The following is a 24,168-nucleotide window of genomic DNA, read 5'->3' as shown; positions in this document are numbered from 1 at the left end:
GTCTCCCTTCCGCCCTCAGCTTAGCGCAACATGACCGAGCGGTCCGTTTCTTGCGTTACGCTGAAGGTGACCGACCGGTCCGCTTAGTTGCTAGGGAGAACACACTCGTGAACACCACGTTGAAGGGCAAGGTCGCCCTCGTCACCGGAGCGTCCTCGGGCATCGGGGAGGCCACCGCGCTGACCCTGTCTGCGGCGGGGGCCCGCGTCGCGATCGGCGCCCGGCGCGCCGACCGGCTGAAGCTCCTGGCGGACCAGGCGCCCGGCGAGATGCTCGCCCTCGAGCTCGACGTGACCGACCAGGAGTCGGTACGGGCCGCCGTCGCGCAGACCGCCGAGCGCTTCGGCGCCCTGGACATCCTGGTGAACAACGCCGGGGTGATGCTCAGCGGCCCGATCGCGGGCGCGGACACCACGGAGTGGACGCGCATGGTGGAGACCAACCTGCTCGGGTCGATGTACACCGTCCACGCGGCCCTGCCGCACCTGCTGGAGAGCAGGGGCATCGTCCTGCAGGTCTCCTCGACCTCGGGCCGGACCGCCTCGGCCTACAGCGGCGTCTACGCCGCGACGAAGTTCGGCATCACCGCCTTCTCCGAGGCGCTGCGGCAGGAGGTGACCGCGCGGGGCGTGCGCGTCGTGGTCGTCGAGCCCGGCTTCGTCGCCACCGAGCTGGCCGGCCACAGCACCGATCCCGCGATGCGCGCCGCCGCGCGGGAGATGGCCGATTCCATGCGCACCCTGCGGCCCGAGGACATCGCCGCCGCCGTCCTGTACGCGGTCACCCAGCCGGAGCACGTCGCGGTCAACGAGCTGCTCATCCGGCCGACGGACCAGACCCGGGCCTGAACGGGAACGGCCGGGAACGGCCGGGACGGCCGGCTCGCCACTCGTGATCTTCCTGCCGTCCGGCCCGCCTGGCTATTGTTGATCTCCACATGGCGGAGGGGGGATCACCACTGATGGCTCAGGGCGGGTCCGAGTCGGCTCTGGGCAGCCGGTACGTGCTGCTGGAGGAGATCGGCGGCGGCGCGATGGGGACGGTGTGGCGGGCGCGGCAGCGCGACACGGGGGAGATCGTGGCGGTCAAGCTGCTGCGCGACGGGCTGGCCGGGGACCCCGACCTGGTCCTGCGGTTCGTGCAGGAGCGCAACGTGATGCGCACCCTGCGCCACCCCCACATCGTCACGGTCCGCGACTTCGTCATCGAGGGAGAGCGCCTCGCCCTGGTCATGGACCTCGTCGAGGGCGGGGACCTGCGCGGCCTGCTCCGGCAGCGCGGCACGCTGCCTCCCGGGGAGGCGGCCGGGCTGATGAGCCAGGTCGCCGACGCGCTGGCGGTCGCGCACGCGATCGGCGTCGTGCACCGGGACGTCAAGCCGGGCAACGTCCTGCTCGACGGGGTCACGGGCCAGGCGCGGCTGACGGACTTCGGCGTCGCCCGCATCGTCCACGGCCCCGGCCTCACCCAGACCAGCGCGGTCATCGGCACCCCCGCCTACCTGGCCCCCGAGGTGGCCGACGGCGCCGCCGCCGGCGCGGCCGTGGACGTGTACGCCCTCGGCCTGATCCTGTACGAGCTGCTCGCCGGGCGTCCCCCGTTCGTCGGCGACCACCCGATGGCGCTGCTGCGCCAGCACGCCGCGGCCGCGCCCCGCCGGCTCCCCGGCATGCCCGACCCCTTGTGGGCGCTCATCGCGGCCTGCGCCGCCAAGGACCCGGCCGTACGCCCCGGCGCCCCTGCGGTGGCGGCGGCGCTTAAGGAGGCGGCCCCGTCGCTGGCCGGCCTGCCCGCCCTGCCGCCGGTCCCCCGGTCCGAAGCCGTCTCCGCCACGTCCGAGCCCCTGCCCGCCACGAACCCGCACCCCACCCCGCCGTCACCCGCCTCGCCGTCACCCGCCTCGCCGTCACACCCAGCCCCGCCGTCGCCCGCCACGCCGTCGCTCGCCTCGCCGTCGCACCCTGCCCCTCCGCCGCCGCCCGCCCGGCCGCAGGGGACGGGCGCGGTTCCGTCCGACGGCGACGAGACGCGGACCTCGGCCAGGCGCGGCCGGTCGCGGCAGCGCCTGGTCATCGCCGCGACCGCCGCCGCGGCGCTGGTCCTCACCGGCACGGCGGTGGCCGTCGGCGCCCCGTGGCGGACACCGGACGCGGACGCGGCACCCGCCGCCGCGTCGGCGCAGCCCTCCGGTGAGGCGGCGAACCGGCCGGTCGTGACCCCCACCCCGGCCACCAGCACCCCGTCACCGAAGGACCTCGAGAAACGCGACGAGCCTGCGGACAAGCCGAAGACGGTCGACCCGGCCCCGTCCACCCCTCCGGTCTCGACCGCCCCGCCCACGCGCCGGGTTCGCACGCCCAAGCCGGTGAAGTCGTCCCCCACGGTGGAGACGCCGGACGACGGCGAGGCGCCGCCGTCCGAGGAGCCGGCGCCGGTCTGGCGCTGCCGGGACTGGCTCGCCTTGGCCGGCGGCGTCGAGATGTCGCCCTGCATGGCCGTGGCCGGCGACACCATCCACCTCAAGGGCCAGATCAGGGGGTCCGCCTCCGTACGGTCCGACATCCACGTGCAGCTCTACGACACCGACGCCGACACGAACCTCTCCCAGCCGTTCATCTGCACCGGCGTCGCCCCGCCGAGCACGGGAGGCGTGGCGGTGTGCGGCCCGTTCACGATGTCGCCCCCGCGCACCGGCGCCAAGACCGACGTCCGCCAGCGGTGGCGGGCGGCGGGCGGCTCGACCTGGGGCGGCGGCGCCGAGAGCCCCTGGGTCCGCTGGTGACCGCCGCGCTCAGGCGGGCGGGAGGACGCGGCACAGCGCTTCGAGCGCGGGCCCGTACCCGTGGTCGGGCGGGGTGGCGTAGCCGACGACCAGCCCGTCGAAGGCGGGCATGACGGCGGCCGGGTGGCGGTAGCCGGCGAGGCCGTCCAGGGCGATCGACTGCCGGGCCGCGGCCTCGACGACGGACCGCTCGGTCCCCGGCGGCAGGTGCAGCACCGCGTGCAGCCCGGCGGCGATGCCGGTCGTGGCGATGTGCGGGGCCCGGGCGGCAAGGGTGGCGACCAGGCGGTCGCGTCGGGCGCGGTAGCGCTGGCGCATGCGGCGGACGTGCCTGTCGTAGTGGCCGGAGTCGATGAAGTCGGCGAGCGTGAGCTGGTCCGTCACGCTCGCCCAGGCCTCCCGCTCGCCCTTGGCCGCGAGGACGGGGGCGAGCAGGCGCTCGGGCAGCACCATCCAGCCCAGCCGCAGCCCCGGTGAGAGGCTCTTGCTGGTCGAGCCCAGGTAGACGACCCGCTCGGGGTCGAGACCCTGGACCGCGCCGACGGGCTCGCGGTCGTAGCGGAACTCGCCGTCGTAGTCGTCCTCCAGGATCAGGCCACCGCAGGAGCGGGCCCAGTCCACCGCGGCGACGCGGCGCTCCGCGTGCAGGGGTCCCCCGGTCGGGAACTGGTGTGCCGGGGTGAGCAGTGCCGCCCGGACTCCCTGGAGGCCGCCCAGCTCGGCCGTACGGGCGCCGTGCTCGTCGAGCGTGAGCGGGACCGTGCGGACGGAGGCCGCCGCCAGGACGGAGCGGTGGAAGGCGAGCCCGTAGGACTCCACGGCCAGCGGGCCGCGCAGCACCCGGCCGCCGAAGAGCAGCCGCAGCGCGTGCGCGAAGCCGGAGCAGATCACGATCCGGTCCGGCGTGGCGCGCACGCCACGGGCCCGCGCCAGGTACTCGGCCAGCGCCCGGCGCAGCTCGGGGCGGCCTTGCGGGTCGCCGGGGCCGAAGGCCTCGTTCGGCGCGGCGTTCAGCGCGCGGCGGGCGGCGGCCAGCCAGTCCGAGCGGGGGAAGGAGGCGGCGTCGGGCTGGCCCTGCCTGAGGTCGTGGGCCGGCGGGGCCGGGCGCGCGGGGCGCTTCCCCGGCACGCGCGGCTGCCGGGCCGGCTCGGCACGGGACGCCACCCGGGTGCCGGAGCCCTGCTTGGCGACCAGCCAGCCCTCGGCGACCAGGTCCGCATAGGCGTCGGCGACGGTGTTGCGGGCGAGGCCGAGGTCGGCTGCCAGGGAGCGGTAGGGCGGCAGCCGGGTGCCGGGGGCCAGCCGCCCGTCCCGTACGGCCTCGCGCAGCGCGCGGGTGAGCACGGCGCGCCGGCTGCCGGGACCCGCCAGCTCCAGGTGCAGGTCACTGCCGAGCCGCTCCGCCAGATTGACCCACGAATCCGCCACAGAAATGCACCCTATATCTGGTCTTTTACTGCCATAGCGTTGGGGTCATGAACGCTATGAACACCTTGCGCTCCGCCGTCCGCGGCCGTGTCCTGCTGCCGGGCGACACCGGCTTCGACACCGCCCACCGCCCCTGGAACCTGGCCGTCGAGCAGCCCGTCGCGGCCGTGGTCGAGGCCGCCGACGCCGGCGACGTGGCCGCGCTCGTCCGTTACGCCCGCTCGGCCGGCCTGGGCGTCGCCGTCCAGCCGAACGGGCACGGCGCCTCCGGCCGCGCTGCGGGCACCATCCTGCTGCGCACCGGCCGGCTGGACACCTTGGAGATCGATGCGGCGGCCCGCCGGGCCAGGGTCGGCGCGGGCGTGCCGTCCGGACGCGTGCAGGCGGCCGCCGCCGCGCACGGCCTGACCGGGCTGCCTGGAAGCTCCCCGGTGGTCAGCGTGGCGGGGGTGGCGCTCGGCGGCGGGCTGAGCTGGTTCGGCCGCGCCCACGGCTGGGTGGCCGACGCGGTCACCGCGTTCGACGTGGTGGACGCGGAAGGGCGGCAGCGGCACGTCACCGCGGCCTCCGACCCCGACCTGTTCTGGGCGCTGCGCGGAGGGGGCGGCGACTTCGCCGTCGTCACCTCGCTCGAGCTGAGCCTGCATCCCGCGCCGCGCCTGTTCGGCGGCCGGGTCCTGTGGCAGGCGGAGCACGCCCCCGCGGTCATGGACGCCTACCGGCAGATCACCGCCGCCGCGCCTGAGGAGCTGACGGTCTGGCTGGACCTGCTGCACTTCCCCGGCTCGGCCCCCATGGTGGCCGTGGACGCCACGTACCTCGGCGGCCAGGACGCGGCCCGCGACCTGCTGGCCCCGCTGGACCGGCTGGCCCGGCCGCTGTCCGACAGCAGGCGGGTCATGGCGGTCTCCGAGCTCGGCGGCATCACCGCCGAGCCCACCGATCCCGGCCCCGGCCTCTCGCGGGCCGAGCTGCTGACCGAGCTGGACGACGCGGCGGCCAAGACCCTGCTCGCCGACCCGATCGCCCCGCTGCTCAGCGTGCAGGTCCGGCACCTGGGCGGCGCGTTCACCCGGCCGTCCGACACCCCGCAGGGGCCGCTGACCGAGCCGTACGCGCTCTACCTGTTCGGCATCCCCGCCGACCCGCGTACCGCCGCGGCCGTCGCCGCCAGGCAGCGCGGCCTCGCCGAGGCCCTGCCCGTCAGCGGGCGCAAGCCGTTCACCTTCCTCAACCCCGCCGAGACGGCGGCCGACGCCTTCGCCCCCGCCGCCCTGGCCCGGCTGCGCGCGATCAAGCACCACCATGACCCGCACAACGTCTTCCGCTCCAACTTTCCCGTGAGCGACTGAAGGCCACCCTCCCTCGGCGTACCTCGGCAGCCCTCCCGGCTGGGCGCACCCCGGCAAGGCACCCGGCTGGCCCACCTCGGCGACCCTCCCGGCTCGAAGCACCTCGGCGATCCTCCGGCTGGGCGCACCTCGGCGATCCTCCTGCTCGGGGCGCCGCGAGATAATCACCGGCATGCGGTTCGGGATCCTCGGCGAGACCAGGGCGTGGCGCGACGACGGGGCCGAGGTTCCGCTGGGCGGGCCGTCCCGCCGCGCGCTGCTCGCGCTGCTGCTGCTCCGCCCCGGCGAGGCCGTGCCGGCCGACCGGCTGGCGAACGAGCTCGGCCCGCACGGGGCACCGTCGGCGCACGCGCTGCAGTCGCAGGTGTCCAGGCTGCGCGCGGCCCTGGGCCCGGCGGCCGTGATCGAGCGGACCGGCACCGGTTACCGGATCGTGGTCGCGGACGACGACGTGGACGCCTGCCGGTTCGAGCGGCTCGCCGCCGAGGGGCGGGCCGCGCTGGGCGAGGGCGATGCCCGGCGGGCGGTGACGCTGCTGCGCGCGGCGCTCCGGCTGTGGCGCGGGCCGGCGCTGGCCGAGCTGCCCGAGAGCGAGACGGCGCGGGCCGCCGCCGTACGGCTGGAGGAGCTGCGGCTCGCCGCGCAGGAAGATCGCATCGAGGCGGAGCTCCGGCTCGGCGAGCACCACGCGACTGTGCCCGAGCCGGCGCTCGAACCGCACGAGCCGGCACCCGAACTGCCCGAGCCGCACGAGTCGGTGCCCGAGCCGCGGGAGCTGGTGCCTGAGCTGCGTGAGCTGGTGGGCCGCCACCCGCTGCGGGAGCGGCCGGCGGCGCTGCTGATGCGGGCGCTGGCCGCCTGCGGGGAGCAGGCCGAGGCGCTGGTGGTGTTCGAGGAGACGAGGCGGCGGCTGGCCGAGGAACTGGGGGCCGATCCGTCGGCCGAGCTGGCGGGGCTGCACCGGGAGTTGCTGAGCGCCGGCCCGTCCCCGTCGCCCGCCGCCCCGCCCGCGCAGCTCACCTCGTTCGTGGGCCGTGGCGCGGAGCTGGCCGAGGTCGGCGAGCTGCTGCGGACGGCGAGGCTGGTCACGCTGACCGGGCCGGGCGGGGTCGGCAAGACCCGGTTGTCGGTGGAAGCCGCCGCCGCCGAAACCGGTGAGGTGTGTTTCGCGGAGCTGGCCGCGCTGCGCGACGGCGCCGGCCTGGCTCAGGTGTTGCTGGGCGCCCTCGGCCTGCGCCAGAACGGGCTCCAGCTCGCGGGCGGCCCGCGCACGCCGGTCGAGCGCCTGGTCACGGCGCTGTCGGACCGGGCGCTCCTGCTCGTCCTCGACAACTGCGAGCACCTGGTCGAGGAGGTGGCCGCGCTGGTGGCGCGGCTTCTGGCGGCCTGCCCGCGGCTGCGGGTCCTGGCCACCAGCCGGGAGCCGCTCGGCATCGGCGGCGAGCACGTCCGGCAGGTGCGCCCGCTGGACGGCGAGGCGGCGGTACGCCTGTTCACCGACCGGGCGCGCGCCGCCCGGCGCGGCTTCGCCGCAGGCCCCGAGCTCGTCCGGCGGATCTGCGCGGCCCTCGACGACCTGCCGCTGGCCATCGAGCTGGCCGCGGCCCGGCTGCGCACCCTGGACGTGGACGACCTGGCGGGACGGCTGGACGACCTGCTCGCCGTCACCGCCCGCGGCAACCGAACCCCCGACCGGCGGCACCGGACGCTGCGCTCGGTGGTCGACTGGAGCTGGGCCCTGCTGTCGGAGAGCGAGCAGCGGGCCGCCCGCCGGTTCACGGTCTTCGCCGGCGGGGCGACGACCCGGGCCGCGCTGCGGGTGTGCGACACCGACGAGGACACGCTGGAGTCGCTGGTCGACAAGTCGCTCCTGGAGAGCGTGGGCGGCGGCCGACTGCGGATGCTGGAGACGGTCCGCGCGTACGGCGCCGAGCGGCTGGCGGCGGCCGGCGAGCGTGCCGACGCCCGGCGTGCCCACGCCCGGTACTTCCTGGACCTGGCGTTGACCGCCGACCCGCGGCTGCGGCGGGCCGAGCAGCTCGCCTGGCTGCCGGTCCTCGTGGCCGAGCACGACAACGTGCTGGCGGCGCTGCGCCGGTCGGTCGAGGCGCGGGAGGTGGACACGGCCTTGCGCCTGGTCGCGGCGGCGTCGGCGTACCTGTGGATCCGCGGCGTGGCCGCCTCGGCCGCGCCGCAGGCGATCGCGCTGCTCGACGCGGTCGGCGACGCTCCCCCGCGCGGGCTCGGCGAGGAGTACGCGACGTGCGTGCTCGTCGCCGCCTCCACCGCCGCCGGACGGCCGGCCTGGCAGCGGCATCGCGCGGCGGCGGGCAAGGCGCTGGCCGCCGCCTGGCCGGGCACCCTGGCCGGCAGGTATCCGGCCGCCCTGCTGCTGTGGATGATGCGCAACGCGAGCGAGGCCGAGTCGCACGGCGCGTACGAGCTCGTCCGCGCCCAGCGCGACAGCCCGGAACCGTGGGCGCGCGCGGCCGCCCTGTACGTGTCGGGCTTCGGCGAGCTCGGCACGGGTGACACCGCGGCGGCCGAGCGCGCCTTCGACCGGGCCGCCGACGGGTTCCGCGCGCTCGGCGACCGCTGGGGCGCCGCGCTCACCCTCGACGTCCTGGCCGGTCTCGCGTCGGGGCGCGGCGACCGCGCGCGGGCCGTCGAGCTGACCGACCGGGCACTCGCGCTCACCGACGAGCTCGGCGCTCTGGACGACTGCGCCGACCTGCTGGTGAACCGGGGCGACCAGCTCGCCGCCTGCGATCCCGAGGCGGCCCGCGCCGACTACGCCAGGGCCGCCGGCCTGGCCCGCCGTGCGGGCAGCCCCGCCGGCCTGGCCGCGGCCCTGCGTGGGCTCGGCGACCTCGCCCTCCTGGGCGACGACCTGGCCGAGGCCGAACGGCTCTACACCGACGCGCTGGAACGCATCGACCCGCACTGGGTCAAGAGCGTCGGCAACCGGGTACGCACCCTGGCCGGGTTGGGCCGGGTCGCCGAGGCACGCGGGGACCACGCCACCGCCCGCGCCCGCTACCGGCAGAGCGCCGCGTCCGCGTCCGCCATCGGCTCCTCCGTCCCGGACGCGCTGCGCATGCTCGGCCTGCCCGAGCCCGTCGTCAAGGCGGTGAGCGCGCGGTGAGCCTCCGGTGAGCCCCGCCCGGCAGGCTCACCGGCATGACCGACCGCGACGTCCTGATCTCCGGCGCCTCCGTCGCCGGCCCCGCCCTCGCGTACTGGCTGCACCGGTACGGCTTCCGCCCCACCGTCGTGGAGCGCGCCCCGGCGCTGCGCGACGGCGGCTACGCCGTCGACTTCCGCGGCGAGGCGCACCTGACGGTGCTGCGCCGCATGGGCGTGCTGCCCGCCGTCGAACGCGCCCGCACCGGCATGGGCGCCACGTGGTACGTCAACAGCGCGGGCAAGCCCCAGGCCAAGCTTCCGGCCGACCTGTTCGCCGGGGACATCGAGATCCTCCGCGGGGACCTGGCCCGCATCCTCCACGACGCCACCAGGCAGGGCACCGAGTACGTCTTCGGCGACTCCATCACCTCGCTCACCGAGGACGCCGACGGGGTGCGCGTCACCTTCGAACGCGCCGCGCCCCGCCGCTTCGGCCTGGTCATCGGCGCCGACGGCCTGCACTCCAACACCCGCCGCCTCGTGTTCGGCCCCGAGGAGCGCCACGTCAAGCACCTCGGCGTCCACTGCGCCATCTTCACCACGGCCAACCATCTCGGCCTCGACCACGCCGGCCACGCCTACCGCACCGCGGGCAGGCTCGTCGCGCTGTACAGCGTCCGCGGCAACGCCGAGGCCAGGGCCGCGTTCTACTTCGCCTCGCCGCTGCTGGACCTCGACCGCCGCGACGTGGCCGGGCAGCAGGCCGTCCTCGCCGAGCACTTCACGGGCAACGGCTGGGAGAGCGACCGCCTGCTGCGCGAGATGCGGCACGCGCCCGACTTCTACTTCGACTCGGTCGGCCAGGTGCGCATGGAGACCTGGACGCGCGGGCGGGTCGCCCTGGTCGGTGACGCCGCGTACAGTCCGTCCTCCCTGTCGGGCATGGGAACGGGGCTGGCCCTGGTGGGCGCGTACGTGCTGGCGGGCGAGCTGGCCGCCGCCCGCGGCGACCACCGCGTCGCGTTCGCCCGCTACGAGGAGGAGATGCGGGAGTACGCGGCGGGCTGCGTGAAGATGGGCGACGGCGTCGCCGGGTTCATGGTCCCCGGCAGCCGCTTCATGGCCGCGTTCCTCAACCGCTACTACAAGATCATGCCGTACCTGCCGGGCAAGAACCTGATGGCGAACATGGCCCGCAGGACCGCCGAGAACGTCACGCTGCGCGACTACGGGGACCTCGTCGTCAGGTGACGCGCGCCGATCCGCCGGGCGAGCGCGCGAAGAGAATCGCCCCCGGTACGCGTTCGCCGGGGTCGATCAGCAGCTGGGCCTCGACGGCGAATCCGGCGTCGCGCAGCCAGGCCGCCATCCGGTCGGGCCGGCGACGGTGGACGTGCACCCGCATGGGATGGCCGCCGTACCCCTGCGTCTTCAGGGACGACTCGTCGTCGCCCGCGTGGAAGCCGACCAGCAGCGTCCCGCCGGGCCGCAGCGCCCTGCGGAAGTGGCCGAGGACGGCGGGGATCTCGTCGTCGGGGACGTGGATCAACGACCAGAAGGCGAGCACGGCGGCGACCGAGGCGTCGGGGAGGTCGAGTTCGGTCATCGAGCCCACCTCGAACCGCAGCCGCGGGTGGTCGCGCCGGGCCAGGTCGATCATCGCCGGGGAGAGGTCGATGCCGAAGGCGTCGAGGCCCAGCTCGTGCAGGTGGGCCGTGACATGGCCCGGCCCGCAGCCCACGTCGGCCACCGGTCCGCCCCCGGCGGACCGGACCAGGTCCGCGAGCAGGGCCAGGGCCGCCCGGAGGTACGGGCGCTCGTCCAGCGCCTCGCGCAGCTGGGCGGCGTAGCTGTCGGCGACCGTGTCGTAGGAGGTCCGGGTGTCCTCCAGCCAGTTGTCCGTGTCCATGCGCCGACACCCTAGTGCGGTCGCGATCGGGAGTGTCGGTGGCCGCTGCCATACTGCGGCCCATGACGATGGAGACGGTCGTGCTCACCGGCGCCGCGGGGAGCGTCGGGTCCGTGCTGCGCGAGCCGCTGCGGCGCCGGCTGCGCCGGCTGATCTCGGTCGACCGGATGCCGCTGGCCGCGGCGGGGCCGGGCGAGGAGGTGCGCCAGGCCGAGCTGGGCGGCGTCGGCGACGTGCGGCCTGTCATCGAGGGCGCCGACGCGGTCGTGCACCTGGCCGGGGTGCCGGACGAGGCGCCGCTGCCCGACCTCCTGGAGGGCAACGTCCTGGGCACGCACCACGTGCTGGAGGCGGCGCGGCTGGCGGGGGTCAGGCGCGTGGTGCTGGCCAGCAGCAACCGGCTGACCGGCTGCTACCCGGCCGCGCGCACGGTCTCGGCGGACCTGCCGCCCAGGCCCGACGGCGTGTACGGCGTCAGCAAGGTCGCCGTGGAGGCGCTGGGAGCTCGACGGCCGGCTCGGCTACCAGCCCCTCGACGACGCGGAGGCCTACGCCGGTCGCATCCCCGGCGCGGCGGAGTTCTTCTCCGCCGACCAGCTCCAGGGTGGTGACTACGCCACCGCCGGCTACACGCTGCGGCACGCCCTGGGAGGGCAGCCGGGTGGGAGATCGTCCTGATCCCGGTGACGGCGCACCCTCGCACGAGCGCGGGCCGGCCGCGGCGTAATCTGTCGTGGTCCTGTTGATCGCGCGCCCCGAGGAGGCCGTTGTGGACGACGTCAGGAGCCGGCATCGGATGCTGGCGGTGCTCGCGCGCCGCGCCGCCGAGGGGAGCCGGCCGGGCGAGCGGACGGACGGTCACCGGGTGGCGCTGGCCATCGAGGGCGGCGGGATGCGCGGCACGGTGTCGGCGGGCATGGCCCTGGCGATCCAGCAGCTCGGTCTGCTGCCGCTGTTCGACGCCGTCTACGGCGCCTCAGCCGGGGCGATCTCGGGGGCCTGGCTGCTGAGCACGCGTCCGGAGGGGCTGCGCGGCTGGACCGACCCGGTGTTCGCCAAGGCGCTGATCCGCCGCGGCAACGTGCTGCGCGCCCGGCCCGTCGTGGACGTGCGCGGCCTGATCGAGACCGTCTACGTCCGCGACTTCCCGCTCGACTTCGCCTCCGTGCTGGCCTCCCCGATCGAGTTCCACCCCCTGGCCACCGACGTGCTGACGGGCGAGGCGGTGGACCTGCACCCGACGCTGACCTGCGAGCGTGACCTGCAGCTCGCCCTGCGGGCGAGCGCCGCCCTGCCGATGCTGGCCGGCCCGCCCGTGGCCATCGGCGACCGGCTCCTGTACGACGCGGGCGTGGCCGAGTCGATCCCGTTCCGCCGGGCGCTGCGCGACGGCGCCAGCCACGTGCTCGTCCTGCGCTCCCGCCGCCTGATCGACCGGGCCTCCGCCCGTACGGCGCCGTCGTGGGGGGCGCGGCTCGTCACCGGCGTCGGCCTGCGCCGCCACCCTCCGGCGCTGCGGACGGCGTTCCTGTCGCGGGACGCCCGGCTGGCCGCCGACGACCGCCTCCTGGCCGAGCACGACCTCGACGGCCCCTCGCTGAGCGGCGGCCCCGCGGTGCTGTCCATCAGGCCGCCGGACACCTCGCCGGGGATCGGCCGCCTGGAGAGCGACGCGGCGCTGCTGCACGCCGCCTTCGAGGTGGGTCACGCCGCCGCGACCGCGGTGCTGAAGGGTGTCCCCGCCCATTGAAATTAGAGCAATTCTTTAGAAAGATGCTCTGCCATGGCCTCTGTGATGGTGGTGACCGGCGGGAACCGCGGCATCGGGCACGCGGTGTGCGAGCGGCTGGCCGGCGACGGGCACCAGGTGTTGCTGGTCGCGCGGGATCCGGAAGGCGGACGGCGGGCCGCCGCGGAGGTCCGGGGGGACGTCGAGTTCGTGGCGGGCGACCTGACCACCACGGCGTCGGTGCGGCGGCTGGCCGATGAGCTGCGGGCCCGGTGCCCGCGCGTGGACGTGCTGGTGCACAACGCCGGCGTCTGGCCCAGCCGCCGGGTGCTGACGAGCGACGGGGTGGAGGAGTCGTTCGCGGTCAACCATCTGGCGCCGTTCCTGCTCAACCACCTGCTGGAGGATCGGCTCGGGCGGGTGGTGCAGGTCAGCGCGGGCCTGTACGTCAAGGGCAGGGCCGAGCCCGGGCGCACGTGCGTGGGGGCGGACTTCTCCTCGCTGCGGACGTACGCGGACACGAAGCTGTGCAACCTGCTGACCGTGCCGCTGTTCGCCGAGCGCTGGCGGGAGGCGGGCATCACCATCGACGCGGTGCACCCGGGCGTGATCCGCACCGGGCTCGGCGACCGCGGCGGCCCGCTGGGCTGGCTGCTGAAGGCCGTGAAACGCAGGTGGGCGACGGCCGAGGAGGGTGCCGCGCCGGTCGTGGCCCTGGCGGGCGGCACCGGCACCGGCCGCTACTTCGACCAGGCCGAGGAGGTCCCGTTGCAGGGGCCCGCCCTGGACGGGGAGCTGGCCCGGCGGATCTGGGACGAGGCCGAGGCGCTGACGGCGGTGCGATGACCCGGCACAAGCGCAGCGAGGAGACGGTCAGGAAGCTCCTCGACACGGCCCTGGAGATCTACCCGGACGACTTCACGCTCAGGGCCCTGACCACGCGCAGCGGCGTCAGCATGGGCAGCGTGTACCACCACTTCGGCAGCCTGGAGGGGCTGGCCGCCGCGCTCTACAGTCGGTGCATGGGGGCGCTGCTCGACGCGCTGGTGGCGGCCGTCGAGGAAGCCGCGGACGCCCGCGACGGCGTGCGCCGCGCGGTGACGGCCTACCTGGGCTTCACCGCCGGCCACGCCGACCAGGCGCGGTTCATCCACGCGGCGCCGTACGCGATCGACCTCGGCCCGTACGCCGAGCGGATCGCGGCGGACAAGGCGCCGCGGCTGGCGCGGCTGAACGGCTGGATCCTCGGCCACATGGACGCCGGCACGGTCGCCGGGCTGCCCGTGGCGCAGGTGGAGATGCTGCTGGTCGGGCCGGTCGCCGAGGTGACCAGGAGGTGGCTGGCGGGGGCGCCGGAGATCGACCTGCCGGAGGCGGCGCGGGTCCTGCCCGAGCGCATCTGGCGGTCCCTGAGCGCATGACCGTGGTGAATGCATTTATTGATCAGCACATCAATCGATCCGGACAATTGTCGCCGAGAATGTAATAGTGCATGGAGCGAAATCAATGACCTTCTTATCGTGAGAATCAGTCTCACGGAAAGGAAGGGATCATGCGTAAGCTCCTCGCGAGCGGCGTCCTCGCCGCCTCGTTGGCCCTTACCGGAATCGCCGCCACGGCTCCCGCCCAGGCGAGCGTCGCCACTGGCGTGACCGCGGCCAGTGCCACCGCCAAGTGCCCGCACGGCTACTACTGGCACAAGCACTCCTACAAGAAGTGGCACAAGGCCGGGCACCGGTGGAAGGGCCACTACCACAAGAAGGGCCACTATCACTACTACTACAAGTGGCACTGTCACAAGAAGGGCTGATCCGATAAAAGGGCCCGCCGGCATTCTGGCCGGCGGGCCTTTTCATGCGGGGCGGCATTCATGGAAAAACAAGGATCGTCGCCGTGGCCGGCGACACGCAGCCGGGACGCGATCGTCTCCCGGCCCGATCCCCGGTGGGGGAACAGGCCGGGTCAGCCCGTCCGGCCGGCCAGGTTCTGGACCCAGGCCGACAGGCCCTGCATGAGCACGTCGAGCTCTTTGCGCAGCTCGTCGCTCTCGGCTCGCAGCTCGTCGTTGGCGGTACGCAGCTCGGCGTTCTCCTCGCGCAGCGTGTTGTTCTCGGCGCGCAGCTCGGCGACCTCGGAGCGCGGGCTCGCCGGGTGCGCGGGCTCGTCCTCCGCCCGGCCGTTCCAGGCGGGTGCGGGCGGGCGGAACGCGTCCCGCCACGGGCCCAGCTCCTCGTGCCCGATCCGCACCGGAGCCGGCGGCCAGACCCGCGTGGCAGGTGGCTCGGCGGGCGACGCGGGCGCGGGCGCTGGGGGCGGCGCGGGCGCAGTGGCGTGCCGGGGCTTGGGCAGGGCCAGCGTCACCAGCGCGGCCACCAGGGCGACGCCGCAACCGACCAGCAGCGCCGTACGGAACCCCGACTCGGACGGCAGCGCGTGCCCGCCCATCGTCACCGTCATCTGCGACAGGATCACGCCGACCACCGCGGCCGACACCGAGGTGCCGATGGAGCGCATCAGCGTGTTGAAGCTGTTGGCGGAGGCGGTCTCGCTCTGCGGCACGGCGCTCATGATCAGCGCGGGCATCGCGCCGTAGGCCAGGCCGACGCCGATGTTGCCGACGCTGCTGGCGACCATCAGCCCCCACGACCACCCCATCAGGCCGAACGCGGCTCCGTACCCGAGCGCGATGATCAGCGCGCCGACGAACAGGCTCGTCCTGGGCCCTCGGGCGGCCGACAGCCGCGCGCCCAGCGAGGAGACCGCCATCATCATCAGCCCGGACGGCGCCAGCCACAGCCCCGCAGCGAGCATCGACTGGCCCAGGCCGTAGCCGGTCGCCTCGGGAAGCTGGAGGATCTGCATGACGACCAGCGACTGGGCGTACATGGCGAAGCCGACCAGGACGGAGGCGACGTTGGTGAGCAGGACCTGAGGCCGGGCGGTGGTGCGCAGGTCCACCAGCGGGTCACGGACGCGCAGCTCCCACAGTCCCCACAGCAGCAGCACCACGACGGCCGCGCCGAGCAGCCCGAGCGTGGTGCCGCTCCCCCAGCCCCAGTCGGCGCCCTTGGACACGCCCAGCAGCAGGCAGACCAGCGCGATCCCGAGGCCGACGGCGCCGGCGGCGTCGAGGCGGCCGCGGCCGTGGGCGGGCGTGGCCGGGACGAGCAGCCAGATCAGCACGGCGACCAGCACGCTCAGCGCGGCCGAGCCCCAGAACAGCATCCGCCAGTCGGCGTACTCGGCGACGGCCGCGGAGATCGGCAGGCCGAGCGCGCCGCCGATGCCCATGGACGAGCTCATCAGCGCGATCGCCGGGCCGACCCGCTGCGGCGGGAGCAGGTCGCGCAGCGCGCTGACGCCCAGCGGGATCATGCCGACGCCCAGCCCCTGCAGGCCGCGCCCGGCGATCATCGGGATCAGCGATCCGGCGAGGGCGCACACCACCGATCCGGCGATCAGCGGCACGGCGCAGGCGAGCATCATGCGGCGCTTGCCGTACAGGTCGCCGAGCTTGCCGACCACCGGGGTGGCGACCGCGCCGACCAGCAGGGTCACGGTGATCACCCAGGAGGTGTCGGCCGCGTCGGCGTCGAGCAGCCGGGGCAGCTCGCCGATCAGCGGCACCACCAGGGTCTGCATGAGGGAGCCGACGATGCCGGCCACGGCGAGCACGCTGACGATCCCGCCGCCGGAGCGCGAGGTAGGCGCGGAATGCACGTTATGTCCCCTTATTTCCCGTTAAGTCCGTTTGGACTATACACAGGATGTGTAGAGTGCACATTCACCGGCCCTTCTCCGAACGTGCTAGGCTGCCGGTCGTTCGGTGTTGGATCTCGGATGGAGAGGGAGGTGAGGTTGGATGACCGCGGTGAAGACCGCTGCCGTGTGCAGCGCCCGGACATTCCTCACGTCCCGGGCCCCGGTCTGACCCATTTCTCCCCGCCCGCCGTAGCCGGAAGGCTCAAGGCGAGGCTGGTGGCTGCGTCTCGTCGGGGCCCCTTCCCGCAAGGTGTCTCACGTTGTCCAACCTCTTCACGGATCCTTCCGACGCTCTGTCCCGGTACGGATGGACGGAATCACTCGACCACGCCTTCGCCGAACACCGCGAGGCCGGGCTCGAACCGGCCCGGATCGCCCGGGTCGATCGCGGCCTGTGCGAGGCGATCACCGGGTCCGGCCCTGTACGGGCCGCCTTCGCGGTGCCGCACGCGTCCGACCCGCTCCTGATGCCCTGCACCGGCGACTGGGCCGCGCTGCGCCCCGGCCGCGAGCCGCGGCTGGTGGCCCTGCTGCCACGCCGGGGCACGATCGTGCGCTCATCGGCGTCACGCACCTCCCACGGACAGGTGCTGGCCGCCAACGTCGACACCGTCGTCGTCGCCGTCTCGCTGGCCGCTCCCCTGGACGCGGCCCGGCTGGAGCGGCTGCTGGCCCTGGCGTGGGACAGCTCCGCCCGGCCGCTGGTCGTCCTGACCAAGGCGGACCTGGCCACCGACGCCGCCGCCGTGCACGCCGAGGCGAGCACGCTCGCTCCCGGTGTGGACGTCCTGGTCACCAGCGTCACCACCGGCGAGAACATCGACGTGCTGACCGCCCTGCTGGGCGGCGGCACCACGGTCCTGCTCGGGTCCTCGGGCGCGGGCAAGTCCAGCCTCGGCAACGCGCTGCTCGGTGACGAGCGGCTGGCCGTCGGCGAGGTACGGGCGCAGGACGGCAAGGGCCGCCACACCACCGTCCGCCGCGAGCTGGTGCCCCTGCCCGGCGGGGGCGTCCTCATCGACACGCCCGGCCTGCGCGCGATCAGCCTGTACGACGCCGCCGACGGTCTGGAGCAGGTCTTCGCCGAGATCGAGGAGCTGGCCGGGAACTGCCGGTTCGGCGACTGCGCACACGGCACCGAGCCCGGCTGCGCCGTCCAGGCGGCCATCCAGGCGGGCGAGCTGGCCGGGCGCCGCCTCGACAGCTACCGCAAGCTGCAACGGGAGAACGCGTGGGCGGCCGCGCGCACGGACGCCCGGCTGCGCGGCGAGCGTACCGACCGGCAGAAGGCCATCACCAGGCATCTGCGCGCCACCTACAGGTTCCGGGACCAGCAATCGTGAGCGCGGACTCCCGCGCCCAGGTCGCCGCCGCCGCGCGCGCACGGACGCCCGGCTCCGGCGAACCCCTCCATCAGCCATGCCCTGCCACCGCAGGCGAGCACAGAACGGACACCCACCAGCGATGACCAGTTCCTGGATCACCCGCCCCGAGACCGCCGCCGACCTCGGCCCGATCCGCGAGGTCAACCTCGCGGCCTTCCCCACCCCGCACGAGGCCGACCTGGTCGAGGCGCTGCGTGCCGACCCGGCGGCGTGGCTGCCCGGCCTTTCGTGGGTGGCGCAGCAGCCCGGCGGCCCCATCGCCGGGTTCTCGCTGCTCACCCGCTGCCACGTCGACGGCGTTCCGGCTCTCACGCTGGGGCCGTGCGCCGTACGGCCCGAGGCGCAGCGCAGCGGCGCCGGTTCGGCGGCCATCCGCGCCGGGCTGGACGCCGCCAGGCAGCAGGGCGAGAACCTCGTCCTGGTGCTCGGTCACGCCACGTACTACCCGCGCTTCGGCTTCGTCCCCGCTTCTCGCCATGGCATCAAGGCGCCCTTCGACGTCGAGGACCAGTACATGATGGCGCTCGTCTTCGACCCGGCGCGGCCGGTGCCGTCCGGCACCATCCGCTACCCGGCGGCGTTCGGCGTCTGAGCCGGGCGCGGCCGGTCACTGAGGCGGCGCACCGAGGAGGCGTCCTGCCGTCGGCGGAGAAACACCTTCGCCGGCGGCGGGACGTCCCTGTCATGCCGCCCGCTCCGATCGTGAACGGGCCGGGCGGGAGGTGACCGCCCGGCCCGCCGGAGGAGAGCGGCCGGACGGTCACCGGCTCATCCCGCGGGCGAGTCGCTCAGGACCTTCGCCTCTTCGGCCTCGATCTGCTGGTTCCACTCCCGCTTGGAGGACTGCCAGCCGTCCTCGTCCCGCCCGAGCCGCCAGTAGCCGGAGATGGAGAGCTGTTCCAGCGGCACGCCCCGCTCCACGCGCAGGTACCGCCGCAGCTCCTTGACGAACGTCGCCTCGCCGTGCACGAAGGCGTGCAGGGTGCCGTCCAGGAACTTGGCCTCCCGCACCGCCCGCACCAGGGCCTCGCCGACCTGGCCGCCCTCGCGGTGCAGCCACACGACCTCGGCGTCGCAGGCGGTCGGCAGCTCCTGCTCCTCGGCGGGGTCCGCCACCTCGACGAAGACCTTGGCGGGCGCTCCGGCGGGCACCCGCTCCAGCGCGGCGCCGATGGCCGGCAGGGCGCTCTCGTCGCCGGCGAGCAGATGCCAGCCTGCCTCGGGGCTGGGCGCGTACGCCCCGCCGGGCCCCATGAAGCGGATCACGTCGCCCGGCCTCGCCTGCATCGCCCATGGCCCCGCGAGGCCCTGCGCGCCGTGGCAGACGAAGTCGATGGCCAGCTCCCGTGCCTGCGGGTCCCAGGAGCGCACGGTGTAGGTCCGCATGACGGGCCACTGCTCGCGGGGCAGCTCGGCGCGGATCACCCCCATGTCGAACGGCTCCGGATACGTCACCCCCGGCACCGGGAACAGCAGCTTCACGTAGTGGTCGGTGAACTCTCCCGCGCTGAACCCGGCGAGCCCCTCGCCGCCCAGCACCACGCGGATCATGTGCGGGGTCAACTGCTCGGTACGCAGCACCACACCGGTGGTGCACCGAGGCGCACGCCGTGCCGATTCCGTCGCCATCGGACTCCTCCTCGCTAGATTAGGCAAGCCTAACTTAACTGGGCGGGTACTCCCGGCGGATCCGCAGGCAGGGTGAGGGTGAGGACGGCTCCCCCGTGGGGGGCGTTGCGCGCGGTGAGGGTGCCGCCGTGCAGGTGCGCGTTCTCGGTGGCGATGGCCAGGCCGAGGCCGCTGCCGTCGGACCGGGCGCGGGCGCCGTCGGCCTTGGTGAAGCGGTCGAAGACATGGGGCAGCAGGTCGGCGGGGATGCCGGGCCCGTCGTCGGAGACGGTGACGGTGAGGCGGCCGGCCTCGGCCCGCACCTGGACGAGCACCGACACCTCCGGGCCGCCGTGCCGCAGCGCGTTGCCGACGAGGTTGGCGAGGATGACGTCGGCGCGGCGCGGGTCGAGGCGGGCGCGCAGCCCCGGCGGGAGGTCGGTGCGGACCCGGTCCTGCCAGTGCCGCAGCGCGAGCGTCTTGGCGACGAACTGGGCCACGTCCACCTCGTCGAGGTTCAGCACGGCGGCGCCGGCGTCGAAGCGTGACACCTCGATCAGGTCCTCGACCAGGCGGGTGAGCTTGCGGGTCTCGCCGGAGACCAGGTGCAGGGCCTCGGCGGTGAGCGGCGCGAGGCGGCCTGAGGCGGCGTCGGCGTCCAGGACCTCGGTCACGGCGCTCATGGCCGCCAGCGGGGTGCGCAGCTCGTGGGAGACGTCGGCGGCGAACCGCCGTGCCCGCGCCTCCATGGCGCGCAGGGCCGCCGCGTCCGCCTGGAGCGTGGCCGCCATCGTGTTGAAGGTGCGGCCCAGGTCGGCCAGCTCGTCGTCGCCGGTGACGGTCACCCGCGTGTCCAGGCCGCCGCCCGCCATCCGCTCGGCGGCCGTGCGGAGCCTGCGTACCGGCCGGAGCAACCGGCGCGCGGCCAGCAGCGCGACGACGACGGAGGCCAGGACGACGGGCAGGGCGCCGGCGCGGGCCGCGGCAGCCAGGGCGTCCACGTCCTGCTGCTGGGAGGCCAGCGAGAAGGAGGCGTAGACGACGAGCGGCGGCGGGCCGTCCGGGGAGGCGGCGGCCGTGACGGGCAGCGCCACGGCCAGCCAGGGCGTCTCGCCGTGATGGAAGCGCTGGGCCAGCGCGGTGGTCGCCGAGGCCGCCTCGGCGCGCAGGCCCGCGGGCACCGGCGGCGCCTGCGTCCCCGCGGCGACGAGCGGGCCGCCGCGGTAGGACAGCGCGGTGTGCCGGCCGCGCGTGCCCGCCGCCCGGTCCAGCTGCAGCGCCAGCGTACGCAGGTCCGCCTCGCCGGGATCGGCGGGCAGGTCGGGGGCCAGGGAGGCGAGGTGGGCGCGCAGCTCCTGCAGGGCGTCGGCCTGGGCGCGCGCCACGATCGCGCTCTGGCCCTGGCGGAACGTGAACGCTGCGGCGGTCAGCGCGCTCAGCGCGGAGACCACCAGGAACACCAGGACGAGCTGGGCCCGCAGCCCCCTCACCAGCGACGGCCGGATCACAGCGGGCCGAACCGGTAGCCGAAGCCCCGCACGGTCTGGATGTAGCGGGGGTTGCGGGAGTCGTCCTCGATCTTGGCCCGCAGCCGCATCACGCACGCGTCGACGAGCCGGTAGTCGCCGTGGAAGCTGTGCTCCCACACCTGCTCCAGGAGTTGCTGGCGGCTGAAGGTCTGCTCGGGCGCGGCCGACAGGAACAGCAGCAGCTTCAGCTCCGCCGGCGCCAGCGCGAGCTGCGTGCCGTGCTTGAGCACGCGCAGGGAGACCCGGTCGACGAGCAGGTCGCCGTGGGTGGTGCGGGCCTGGGCGGAGGAGGCGGGGGCGGCGGTGCGGCGCAGCACGGCGCGCATGCGGGCCTCGATGACCTCGCTGCTGGCCGGTTTGATCACGTAGTCGTCGGCGCCCGCCTCCAGGCCCACGACGATGTCCACGTCGTCGTCGCGGGCGGACAGGATCACGATGGGCACCTGGCTGAACGCGCGGATGCGGCGGCAGGTCTCCAGGCCGCTCATGCCGGGCAGCATCAGGTCGAGCAGCACGATGTCGGGGGCGCTCGCGACCAGCTCGGCCAGCCCGTCCTCGCCGGTCGCGACGAGCAGCGTCTCGTGGCCGCGGTGGCGCAGGCCGAGGCTCACGCCCCGGCGCACGGCGGGGTCGTCCTCGATCACCAGCACCCGGGTCATGAGGAGCCTGCCGGGGCGGCGGGGACGGCCGATCCGCTCGCGTCACATCTGACCGGCCAGGGGTGGTCTGTCATGCCGGGCTCGAACACCTCGATGACGGTGGCGTCGCCGGCGCCCGCGGCGGCCGTGGGGGCGTCACCGGCGTCCGTGGGGGCCCCGGGAGTGTCGCCGGCGCCTGCCGCGGCCGTGCAGACGAGCTGGCTCACCGCCACCGGCCGCAGGTCGCGCACCAGCCACGGGAGACGGAGCTCGACCCGGCCGCCCGCCGTCCGCGCCCGCACCCGCCGGGACGCCGGGGGCAGCTCGGTGGCCAGCCCTCGCCCGCGTTCGGCCGCCGTGGGGCCGGCCAGCAGGGCGTCCATGGCGTGTTGCAGGCGGTCTCCGGCCGGCGCGGGGCGGGACACCGGCCAGGTGCCCTCCGGGGTGACGAAGTAGACCCGCAGCAGGCTGCTGCTGTCCGTGGTCAGGCCACCCCGGGCCGGCTCGCCCGCGGGCAGCACGCCGGTGTCGGCGATCCCGCAACCCGCCAGCGCCGCCACCGCGGCCAGTACGGCCACCACCACGCGACGCCGCACGGCCGGGCCGACCCCCGCTCGACCCGACACGGCCAAGGCGACCTCCCCTCGGCCTGACGCGGAGGCGGCCGGGGCGGCAGGAGCCTTCGCCGTGTGGCACAGAGCGGCCGGAGCGGGGGCCTTCACCATGTGGCAGGGAGCGGCGGAGGCGGCCGGGGCGGCGGCTTTCGCCGTGTGGCGCGGAGCGGACAGGGCGGGCCGGGGCGTCCCTGGCATGTGCTCGTTTCTCCTGTTCGGCATGATGTCTCCGGTCACGGCTGGCTGAGCCTGCTCACGTCGACCGTCCCCGCGCCCGGCTCCGGCCGTGGGATCGCGGCCCACAACCCGGCCGCCGTCACGGCGGTGACGGTCAGGGCCGCCCAGCCGCGCCGGCCGGTGGCCCAGCGGGCACGCAGCCGTACCGGGTCTTCGACGGCGGCCTTCGAGACTACCGCAGCGAGCAGCGACAGCCCGATCGCGGCGGACGTCCATCCCCAGGAGCCGGTCGCCGGCCGGGGCAGCAGCAGGTAGACGGGCCAGTGCCACAGGTACAGGCCGTACGACAGCTCGCCCAGCCGGCGGGGTACGGCGCTGCCGATCACCCGGCCCGCGAGCCCGTCCGGCCGGTGGGCCAGGAGCGCGATCAGCGCCGCGCAGGCCAGGGAGTGCGCGAACATCCCGCCCTGGAACAGGCCGGGCGCCTCGTCCCCGCCGGTCAGCAGCCACGCGGCCGACAGCCCGCACAGCAGCAGGGCGCGGAGCGTTTCCACTGCCGTGCGCGGCAGGGCGGCCACGGCGTCCCGGACGGGCGCGGTGGCGGCGGCCGCGCCGAGGAGCAGGGAGAAGGCCCGCGTGTCGGTGCCCTCGTAGGCGCGGGTCGTGTCCACGGCAGCGCCCAGCTTGATCATGAGCAGGAGCGAGACGACCGCCCCGGCGACCGCGACGAGCGCGACCCGCCGCTGCCCGCCCGGCCCCCGCCCGGCGAGCGCCACGATCAGGGGCCAGGCGAGGTAGAACTGCCATTCGACGCCGATGCTCCACAGGTGGGCGAACAGGCGGGTGCCCGAGGCGTTCCAGTATCCGATCCGCTCGCCGATGTAGTGCCAGTTCACGCTCTGGGCGGCGACCCACGGCGCGTCCCTCAGGGCGGGGCCGAGCAGGTCCGGCCTGGCGCACGCCCAGGCCAGCAGCAGCGCCGACAGGACCATGACGGTCAGCGCGGGCAGGAGCCGGCGGGCCCTGCGACCCCAGAAGGCCGCCAGGTCGGGACGGCCCCGCCCGCCGAGCTCCGCCAGCAGCAGGCCGGTGATCAGGAATCCGGACAGCACGAAGAACAGGTCGACGCCCAGGAACCCACCGCGCAGGTGCCCGGCGTGGAACAGCAGGACCGCGGCGACGGCGAGCCCGCGCAACCCGTCGAGCGCCCCGATGCGGACCTGACGGGAGGCCGGCTCCCGCGACCCGATGCGGACCGGACGGGAGGCCGGCTCCAGCGGCCCGTCGAGGGCGCCGTCGTCGGGCGTGCGGCGAGGGGAGGCGGGTTGCATCAGCCGCAGCCGAGCTTGACGTAGCGTTCGTCGCCGGTCCACGGACCGGTGGCCCAGGTGGCAGGGGCGGCCGGGGTGAAGCCGGCCAGCTCGCCGAGCCGCTTGGCGAACCAGGTGGCGAAGGCCGCCGCCCCCTGCTGGCAGGAGTGGATGCCGTCCTTGGCGCGCTGGGCCTTGGCGGCGGCGTGGTCGTCCCCCCACAGCTCGGCGGCGTCCAGGTAGCGGGCGTGAGCGGCCGCGGCGGCCTTGGCGGCCATCGCGGGGGCGCTCCTGATGGCCTTCTCGTGCGGCTCGAAGAACTCGTCGATCTTGAACGGCGGCGCGGACACCAGTACGAGCCGGGCGCCGGCGTCCTCGGCCGACCGGGCGAGCTTCCGGTAGGCCGACAGTTGCTGGGCGGGGGTGCCCCAGTCGTAGCCGGTGATCTGGTAGGCGACCACCGTCGGGCGGAAGGTGGCGAGGTTCTCGCGCAGCGCCTTCCAGGTGTCCTCGGCCGCCATGGCCGTCACCTCGTGGTCGCCCGCGACGACGTTGCCGCCGCCGTCGGACGTGGCGTTCCTGAACGCCACGCCGCCGGCCTCCAGCGCCGCCTCCAGGGCCGGGGCCTGCGCGCCCGCGATGGAGTCGCCCATCCACAACACCCTGACGCCGGTCCCGGGCGCCTCTTCCCGGTCCGCTGCAGAGGTGGGGGCGCCGCAGCCCGCGAGCGCGGCCACGGCCAGGAGGGCCAGGAGGATGCGGGGAGAGAGGTTCGTCGGTTGCATGGCACTCAGGCAATCAGGCGGATCACCCGCTCGG

At 75.1% G+C, this 24,168-nt stretch carries 21 protein-coding genes; 12 read left to right on the top strand and 9 right to left on the bottom strand.

Annotation, left to right across the window (positions count from 1 at the left end; all coding sequences use genetic code 11):
- Positions 1–107: 107 nt before the first annotated feature.
- Entirely contained in the window at positions 108–848 is a 741-nt protein-coding gene (locus ACBJ32_RS02100; RefSeq protein ID WP_375125134.1) for an SDR family NAD(P)-dependent oxidoreductase, read from the top strand.
- Positions 849–961: 113 nt separating this feature from the next.
- Complete coding sequence (locus tag ACBJ32_RS02095) at positions 962–2,782, top strand: protein kinase (protein ID WP_375125133.1); 1,821 nt, start codon at positions 962–964, stop codon at positions 2,780–2,782.
- 9 nt (positions 2,783–2,791) lie between these two features.
- Here the strand turns inward: ACBJ32_RS02095 and ACBJ32_RS02090 are convergent, their stop codons facing one another.
- The gene (locus ACBJ32_RS02090; protein ID WP_375125132.1) at positions 2,792–4,210 is read right to left on the bottom strand and encodes a PLP-dependent aminotransferase family protein; all 1,419 of its coding nucleotides are present in this window, start codon (positions 4,208–4,210) and stop codon (positions 2,792–2,794) included.
- A 47-nt stretch (positions 4,211–4,257) separates the two neighbouring features.
- Here ACBJ32_RS02090 and ACBJ32_RS02085 point away from each other — a divergent pair, with 47 nt between their 5' ends.
- From ACBJ32_RS02085 to ACBJ32_RS02075, 3 genes are all read left to right on the top strand, one after another.
- Entirely contained in the window at positions 4,258–5,562 is a 1,305-nt protein-coding gene (locus tag ACBJ32_RS02085) for an FAD-binding oxidoreductase (protein ID WP_375125131.1), read from the top strand.
- Positions 5,563–5,734: 172 nt separating this feature from the next.
- Complete coding sequence (locus ACBJ32_RS02080; protein WP_375125130.1) at positions 5,735–8,707, top strand: BTAD domain-containing putative transcriptional regulator; 2,973 nt, start codon at positions 5,735–5,737, stop codon at positions 8,705–8,707.
- 35 nt (positions 8,708–8,742) lie between these two features.
- A complete protein-coding gene (locus tag ACBJ32_RS02075; protein ID WP_375125129.1) occupies positions 8,743–9,939 on the top strand; it encodes an FAD-dependent monooxygenase in 1,197 nt (398 codons plus the stop codon).
- Here the strand turns inward: ACBJ32_RS02075 and ACBJ32_RS02070 are convergent.
- The gene (locus ACBJ32_RS02070) at positions 9,932–10,597 is read right to left on the bottom strand and encodes a class I SAM-dependent methyltransferase (RefSeq protein ID WP_375125128.1); all 666 of its coding nucleotides are present in this window, start codon (positions 10,595–10,597) and stop codon (positions 9,932–9,934) included. The genes ACBJ32_RS02075 and ACBJ32_RS02070 overlap by 8 nt on opposite strands.
- Positions 10,598–10,659: 62 nt before the next feature.
- Between ACBJ32_RS02070 and ACBJ32_RS02065 the strand changes: the two genes are divergently transcribed.
- The 5 genes from ACBJ32_RS02065 (at position 10,660) to ACBJ32_RS02045 (ending at position 14,136) form a co-directional block, all read left to right on the top strand.
- Positions 10,660–11,208: an NAD-dependent epimerase/dehydratase family protein gene (locus ACBJ32_RS02065; RefSeq protein ID WP_375125127.1), complete on the top strand. Its 549-nt coding sequence runs from the start codon at positions 10,660–10,662 to the stop codon at positions 11,206–11,208.
- A gap of 158 nt (positions 11,209–11,366) precedes the next feature.
- Positions 11,367–12,347, top strand: coding sequence for a patatin family protein (locus ACBJ32_RS02060; protein ID WP_375125126.1), 981 nt, complete (start codon positions 11,367–11,369; stop codon positions 12,345–12,347).
- A 33-nt stretch (positions 12,348–12,380) separates the two neighbouring features.
- Entirely contained in the window at positions 12,381–13,172 is a 792-nt protein-coding gene (locus ACBJ32_RS02055) for an SDR family NAD(P)-dependent oxidoreductase (protein ID WP_375125125.1), read from the top strand.
- Positions 13,169–13,747 carry a TetR/AcrR family transcriptional regulator gene (locus ACBJ32_RS02050; protein WP_375125124.1) on the top strand — a complete coding sequence of 193 codons (579 nt, stop codon included), beginning with the start codon at positions 13,169–13,171 and terminating at the stop codon, positions 13,745–13,747. Before ACBJ32_RS02055 ends, ACBJ32_RS02050 begins: the two co-directional genes overlap by 4 nt.
- 131 nt (positions 13,748–13,878) lie before the next feature.
- Positions 13,879–14,136 (top strand): hypothetical protein, encoded by a 258-nt coding sequence (locus ACBJ32_RS02045; protein WP_375125123.1) that lies wholly within the window; start codon positions 13,879–13,881, stop codon positions 14,134–14,136.
- Positions 14,137–14,288: 152 nt separating this feature from the next.
- Here ACBJ32_RS02045 and ACBJ32_RS02040 read toward each other — a convergent pair whose 3' ends face one another.
- Positions 14,289–16,046 (bottom strand): MFS transporter, encoded by a 1,758-nt coding sequence (locus ACBJ32_RS02040; RefSeq protein WP_375125122.1) that lies wholly within the window; start codon positions 16,044–16,046, stop codon positions 14,289–14,291.
- 302 nt (positions 16,047–16,348) lie between these two features.
- On the opposite strand from ACBJ32_RS02040, the gene rsgA reads away from it, so the two are divergent.
- Together rsgA and ACBJ32_RS02030 are read left to right on the top strand one after the other, a co-directional pair.
- Positions 16,349–17,431, top strand: a complete 1,083-nt coding sequence (rsgA, locus tag ACBJ32_RS02035) for a ribosome small subunit-dependent GTPase A (protein ID WP_375125121.1) — start codon at positions 16,349–16,351, stop codon at positions 17,429–17,431.
- A 121-nt stretch (positions 17,432–17,552) separates the two neighbouring features.
- Positions 17,553–18,065, top strand: coding sequence for a GNAT family N-acetyltransferase (locus tag ACBJ32_RS02030; RefSeq protein WP_375125120.1), 513 nt, complete (start codon positions 17,553–17,555; stop codon positions 18,063–18,065).
- A 176-nt stretch (positions 18,066–18,241) separates the two neighbouring features.
- Here ACBJ32_RS02030 and ACBJ32_RS02025 read toward each other — a convergent pair whose 3' ends face one another.
- The 6 genes from ACBJ32_RS02025 to ACBJ32_RS02000 all read right to left on the bottom strand — a co-directional run bounded on the left by ACBJ32_RS02025 (position 18,242) and on the right by ACBJ32_RS02000 (position 24,134).
- On the bottom strand, positions 18,242–19,102 hold the full coding sequence (locus tag ACBJ32_RS02025) for a siderophore-interacting protein (RefSeq protein WP_375125119.1): 861 nt from the start codon (positions 19,100–19,102) through the stop codon (positions 18,242–18,244).
- Positions 19,103–19,131: 29 nt separating this feature from the next.
- The gene (locus ACBJ32_RS02020) at positions 19,132–20,571 is read right to left on the bottom strand and encodes an ATP-binding protein (protein ID WP_375125118.1); all 1,440 of its coding nucleotides are present in this window, start codon (positions 20,569–20,571) and stop codon (positions 19,132–19,134) included.
- A gap of 14 nt (positions 20,572–20,585) precedes the next feature.
- Positions 20,586–21,269: a response regulator transcription factor gene (locus ACBJ32_RS02015; protein WP_185103927.1), complete on the bottom strand. Its 684-nt coding sequence runs from the start codon at positions 21,267–21,269 to the stop codon at positions 20,586–20,588.
- Positions 21,266–21,874 carry a hypothetical protein gene (locus ACBJ32_RS02010; protein WP_375125117.1) on the bottom strand — a complete coding sequence of 203 codons (609 nt, stop codon included), beginning with the start codon at positions 21,872–21,874 and terminating at the stop codon, positions 21,266–21,268. Before ACBJ32_RS02010 ends, ACBJ32_RS02015 begins: the two co-directional genes overlap by 4 nt.
- A 221-nt stretch (positions 21,875–22,095) precedes the next feature.
- Positions 22,096–23,370 carry an acyltransferase family protein gene (locus ACBJ32_RS02005; protein WP_375125116.1) on the bottom strand — a complete coding sequence of 425 codons (1,275 nt, stop codon included), beginning with the start codon at positions 23,368–23,370 and terminating at the stop codon, positions 22,096–22,098.
- Complete coding sequence (locus tag ACBJ32_RS02000; protein WP_375125115.1) at positions 23,370–24,134, bottom strand: SGNH hydrolase domain-containing protein; 765 nt, start codon at positions 24,132–24,134, stop codon at positions 23,370–23,372. Before ACBJ32_RS02000 ends, ACBJ32_RS02005 begins: the two co-directional genes overlap by 1 nt.
- Between the last annotated feature and the right edge of the window lie 34 nt (positions 24,135–24,168).

Origin of the sequence: Nonomuraea sp. GTA35, from assembly GCF_041950525.1 — a bacterium.
Classification (GTDB): domain Bacteria; phylum Actinomycetota; class Actinomycetes; order Streptosporangiales; family Streptosporangiaceae; genus Nonomuraea.
This window is presented reverse-complemented; position numbering and strand designations above follow the sequence as displayed.

Excerpts from the sequence above, each read along its gene's own strand:
- ACBJ32_RS02085 (WP_375125131.1), top strand. The coding sequence starts at position 4,258 with ATGAACGCTATGAACACCTTGCGCTCCGCCGTCCGCGGCCGTGTCCTG.
- ACBJ32_RS02075 (WP_375125129.1), top strand. The coding sequence starts at position 8,743 with ATGACCGACCGCGACGTCCTGATCTCCGGCGCCTCCGTCGCCGGCCCC.
- ACBJ32_RS02070 (WP_375125128.1), bottom strand. The coding sequence starts at position 10,597 with ATGGACACGGACAACTGGCTGGAGGACACCCGGACCTCCTACGACACG.
- ACBJ32_RS02030 (WP_375125120.1), top strand. The coding sequence starts at position 17,553 with ATGACCAGTTCCTGGATCACCCGCCCCGAGACCGCCGCCGACCTCGGC.
- ACBJ32_RS02095 (WP_375125133.1), top strand. The coding sequence starts at position 962 with ATGGCTCAGGGCGGGTCCGAGTCGGCTCTGGGCAGCCGGTACGTGCTG.
- ACBJ32_RS02005 (WP_375125116.1), bottom strand. The coding sequence starts at position 23,370 with ATGCAACCCGCCTCCCCTCGCCGCACGCCCGACGACGGCGCCCTCGAC.
- ACBJ32_RS02050 (WP_375125124.1), top strand. The coding sequence starts at position 13,169 with ATGACCCGGCACAAGCGCAGCGAGGAGACGGTCAGGAAGCTCCTCGAC.
- ACBJ32_RS02080 (WP_375125130.1), top strand. The coding sequence starts at position 5,735 with ATGCGGTTCGGGATCCTCGGCGAGACCAGGGCGTGGCGCGACGACGGG.
- ACBJ32_RS02000 (WP_375125115.1), bottom strand. The coding sequence starts at position 24,134 with ATGCAACCGACGAACCTCTCTCCCCGCATCCTCCTGGCCCTCCTGGCC.
- ACBJ32_RS02015 (WP_185103927.1), bottom strand. The coding sequence starts at position 21,269 with ATGACCCGGGTGCTGGTGATCGAGGACGACCCCGCCGTGCGCCGGGGC.
- ACBJ32_RS02065 (WP_375125127.1), top strand. The coding sequence starts at position 10,660 with ATGACGATGGAGACGGTCGTGCTCACCGGCGCCGCGGGGAGCGTCGGG.
- ACBJ32_RS02025 (WP_375125119.1), bottom strand. The coding sequence starts at position 19,102 with ATGGCGACGGAATCGGCACGGCGTGCGCCTCGGTGCACCACCGGTGTG.
- ACBJ32_RS02045 (WP_375125123.1), top strand. The coding sequence starts at position 13,879 with ATGCGTAAGCTCCTCGCGAGCGGCGTCCTCGCCGCCTCGTTGGCCCTT.
- ACBJ32_RS02055 (WP_375125125.1), top strand. The coding sequence starts at position 12,381 with ATGGCCTCTGTGATGGTGGTGACCGGCGGGAACCGCGGCATCGGGCAC.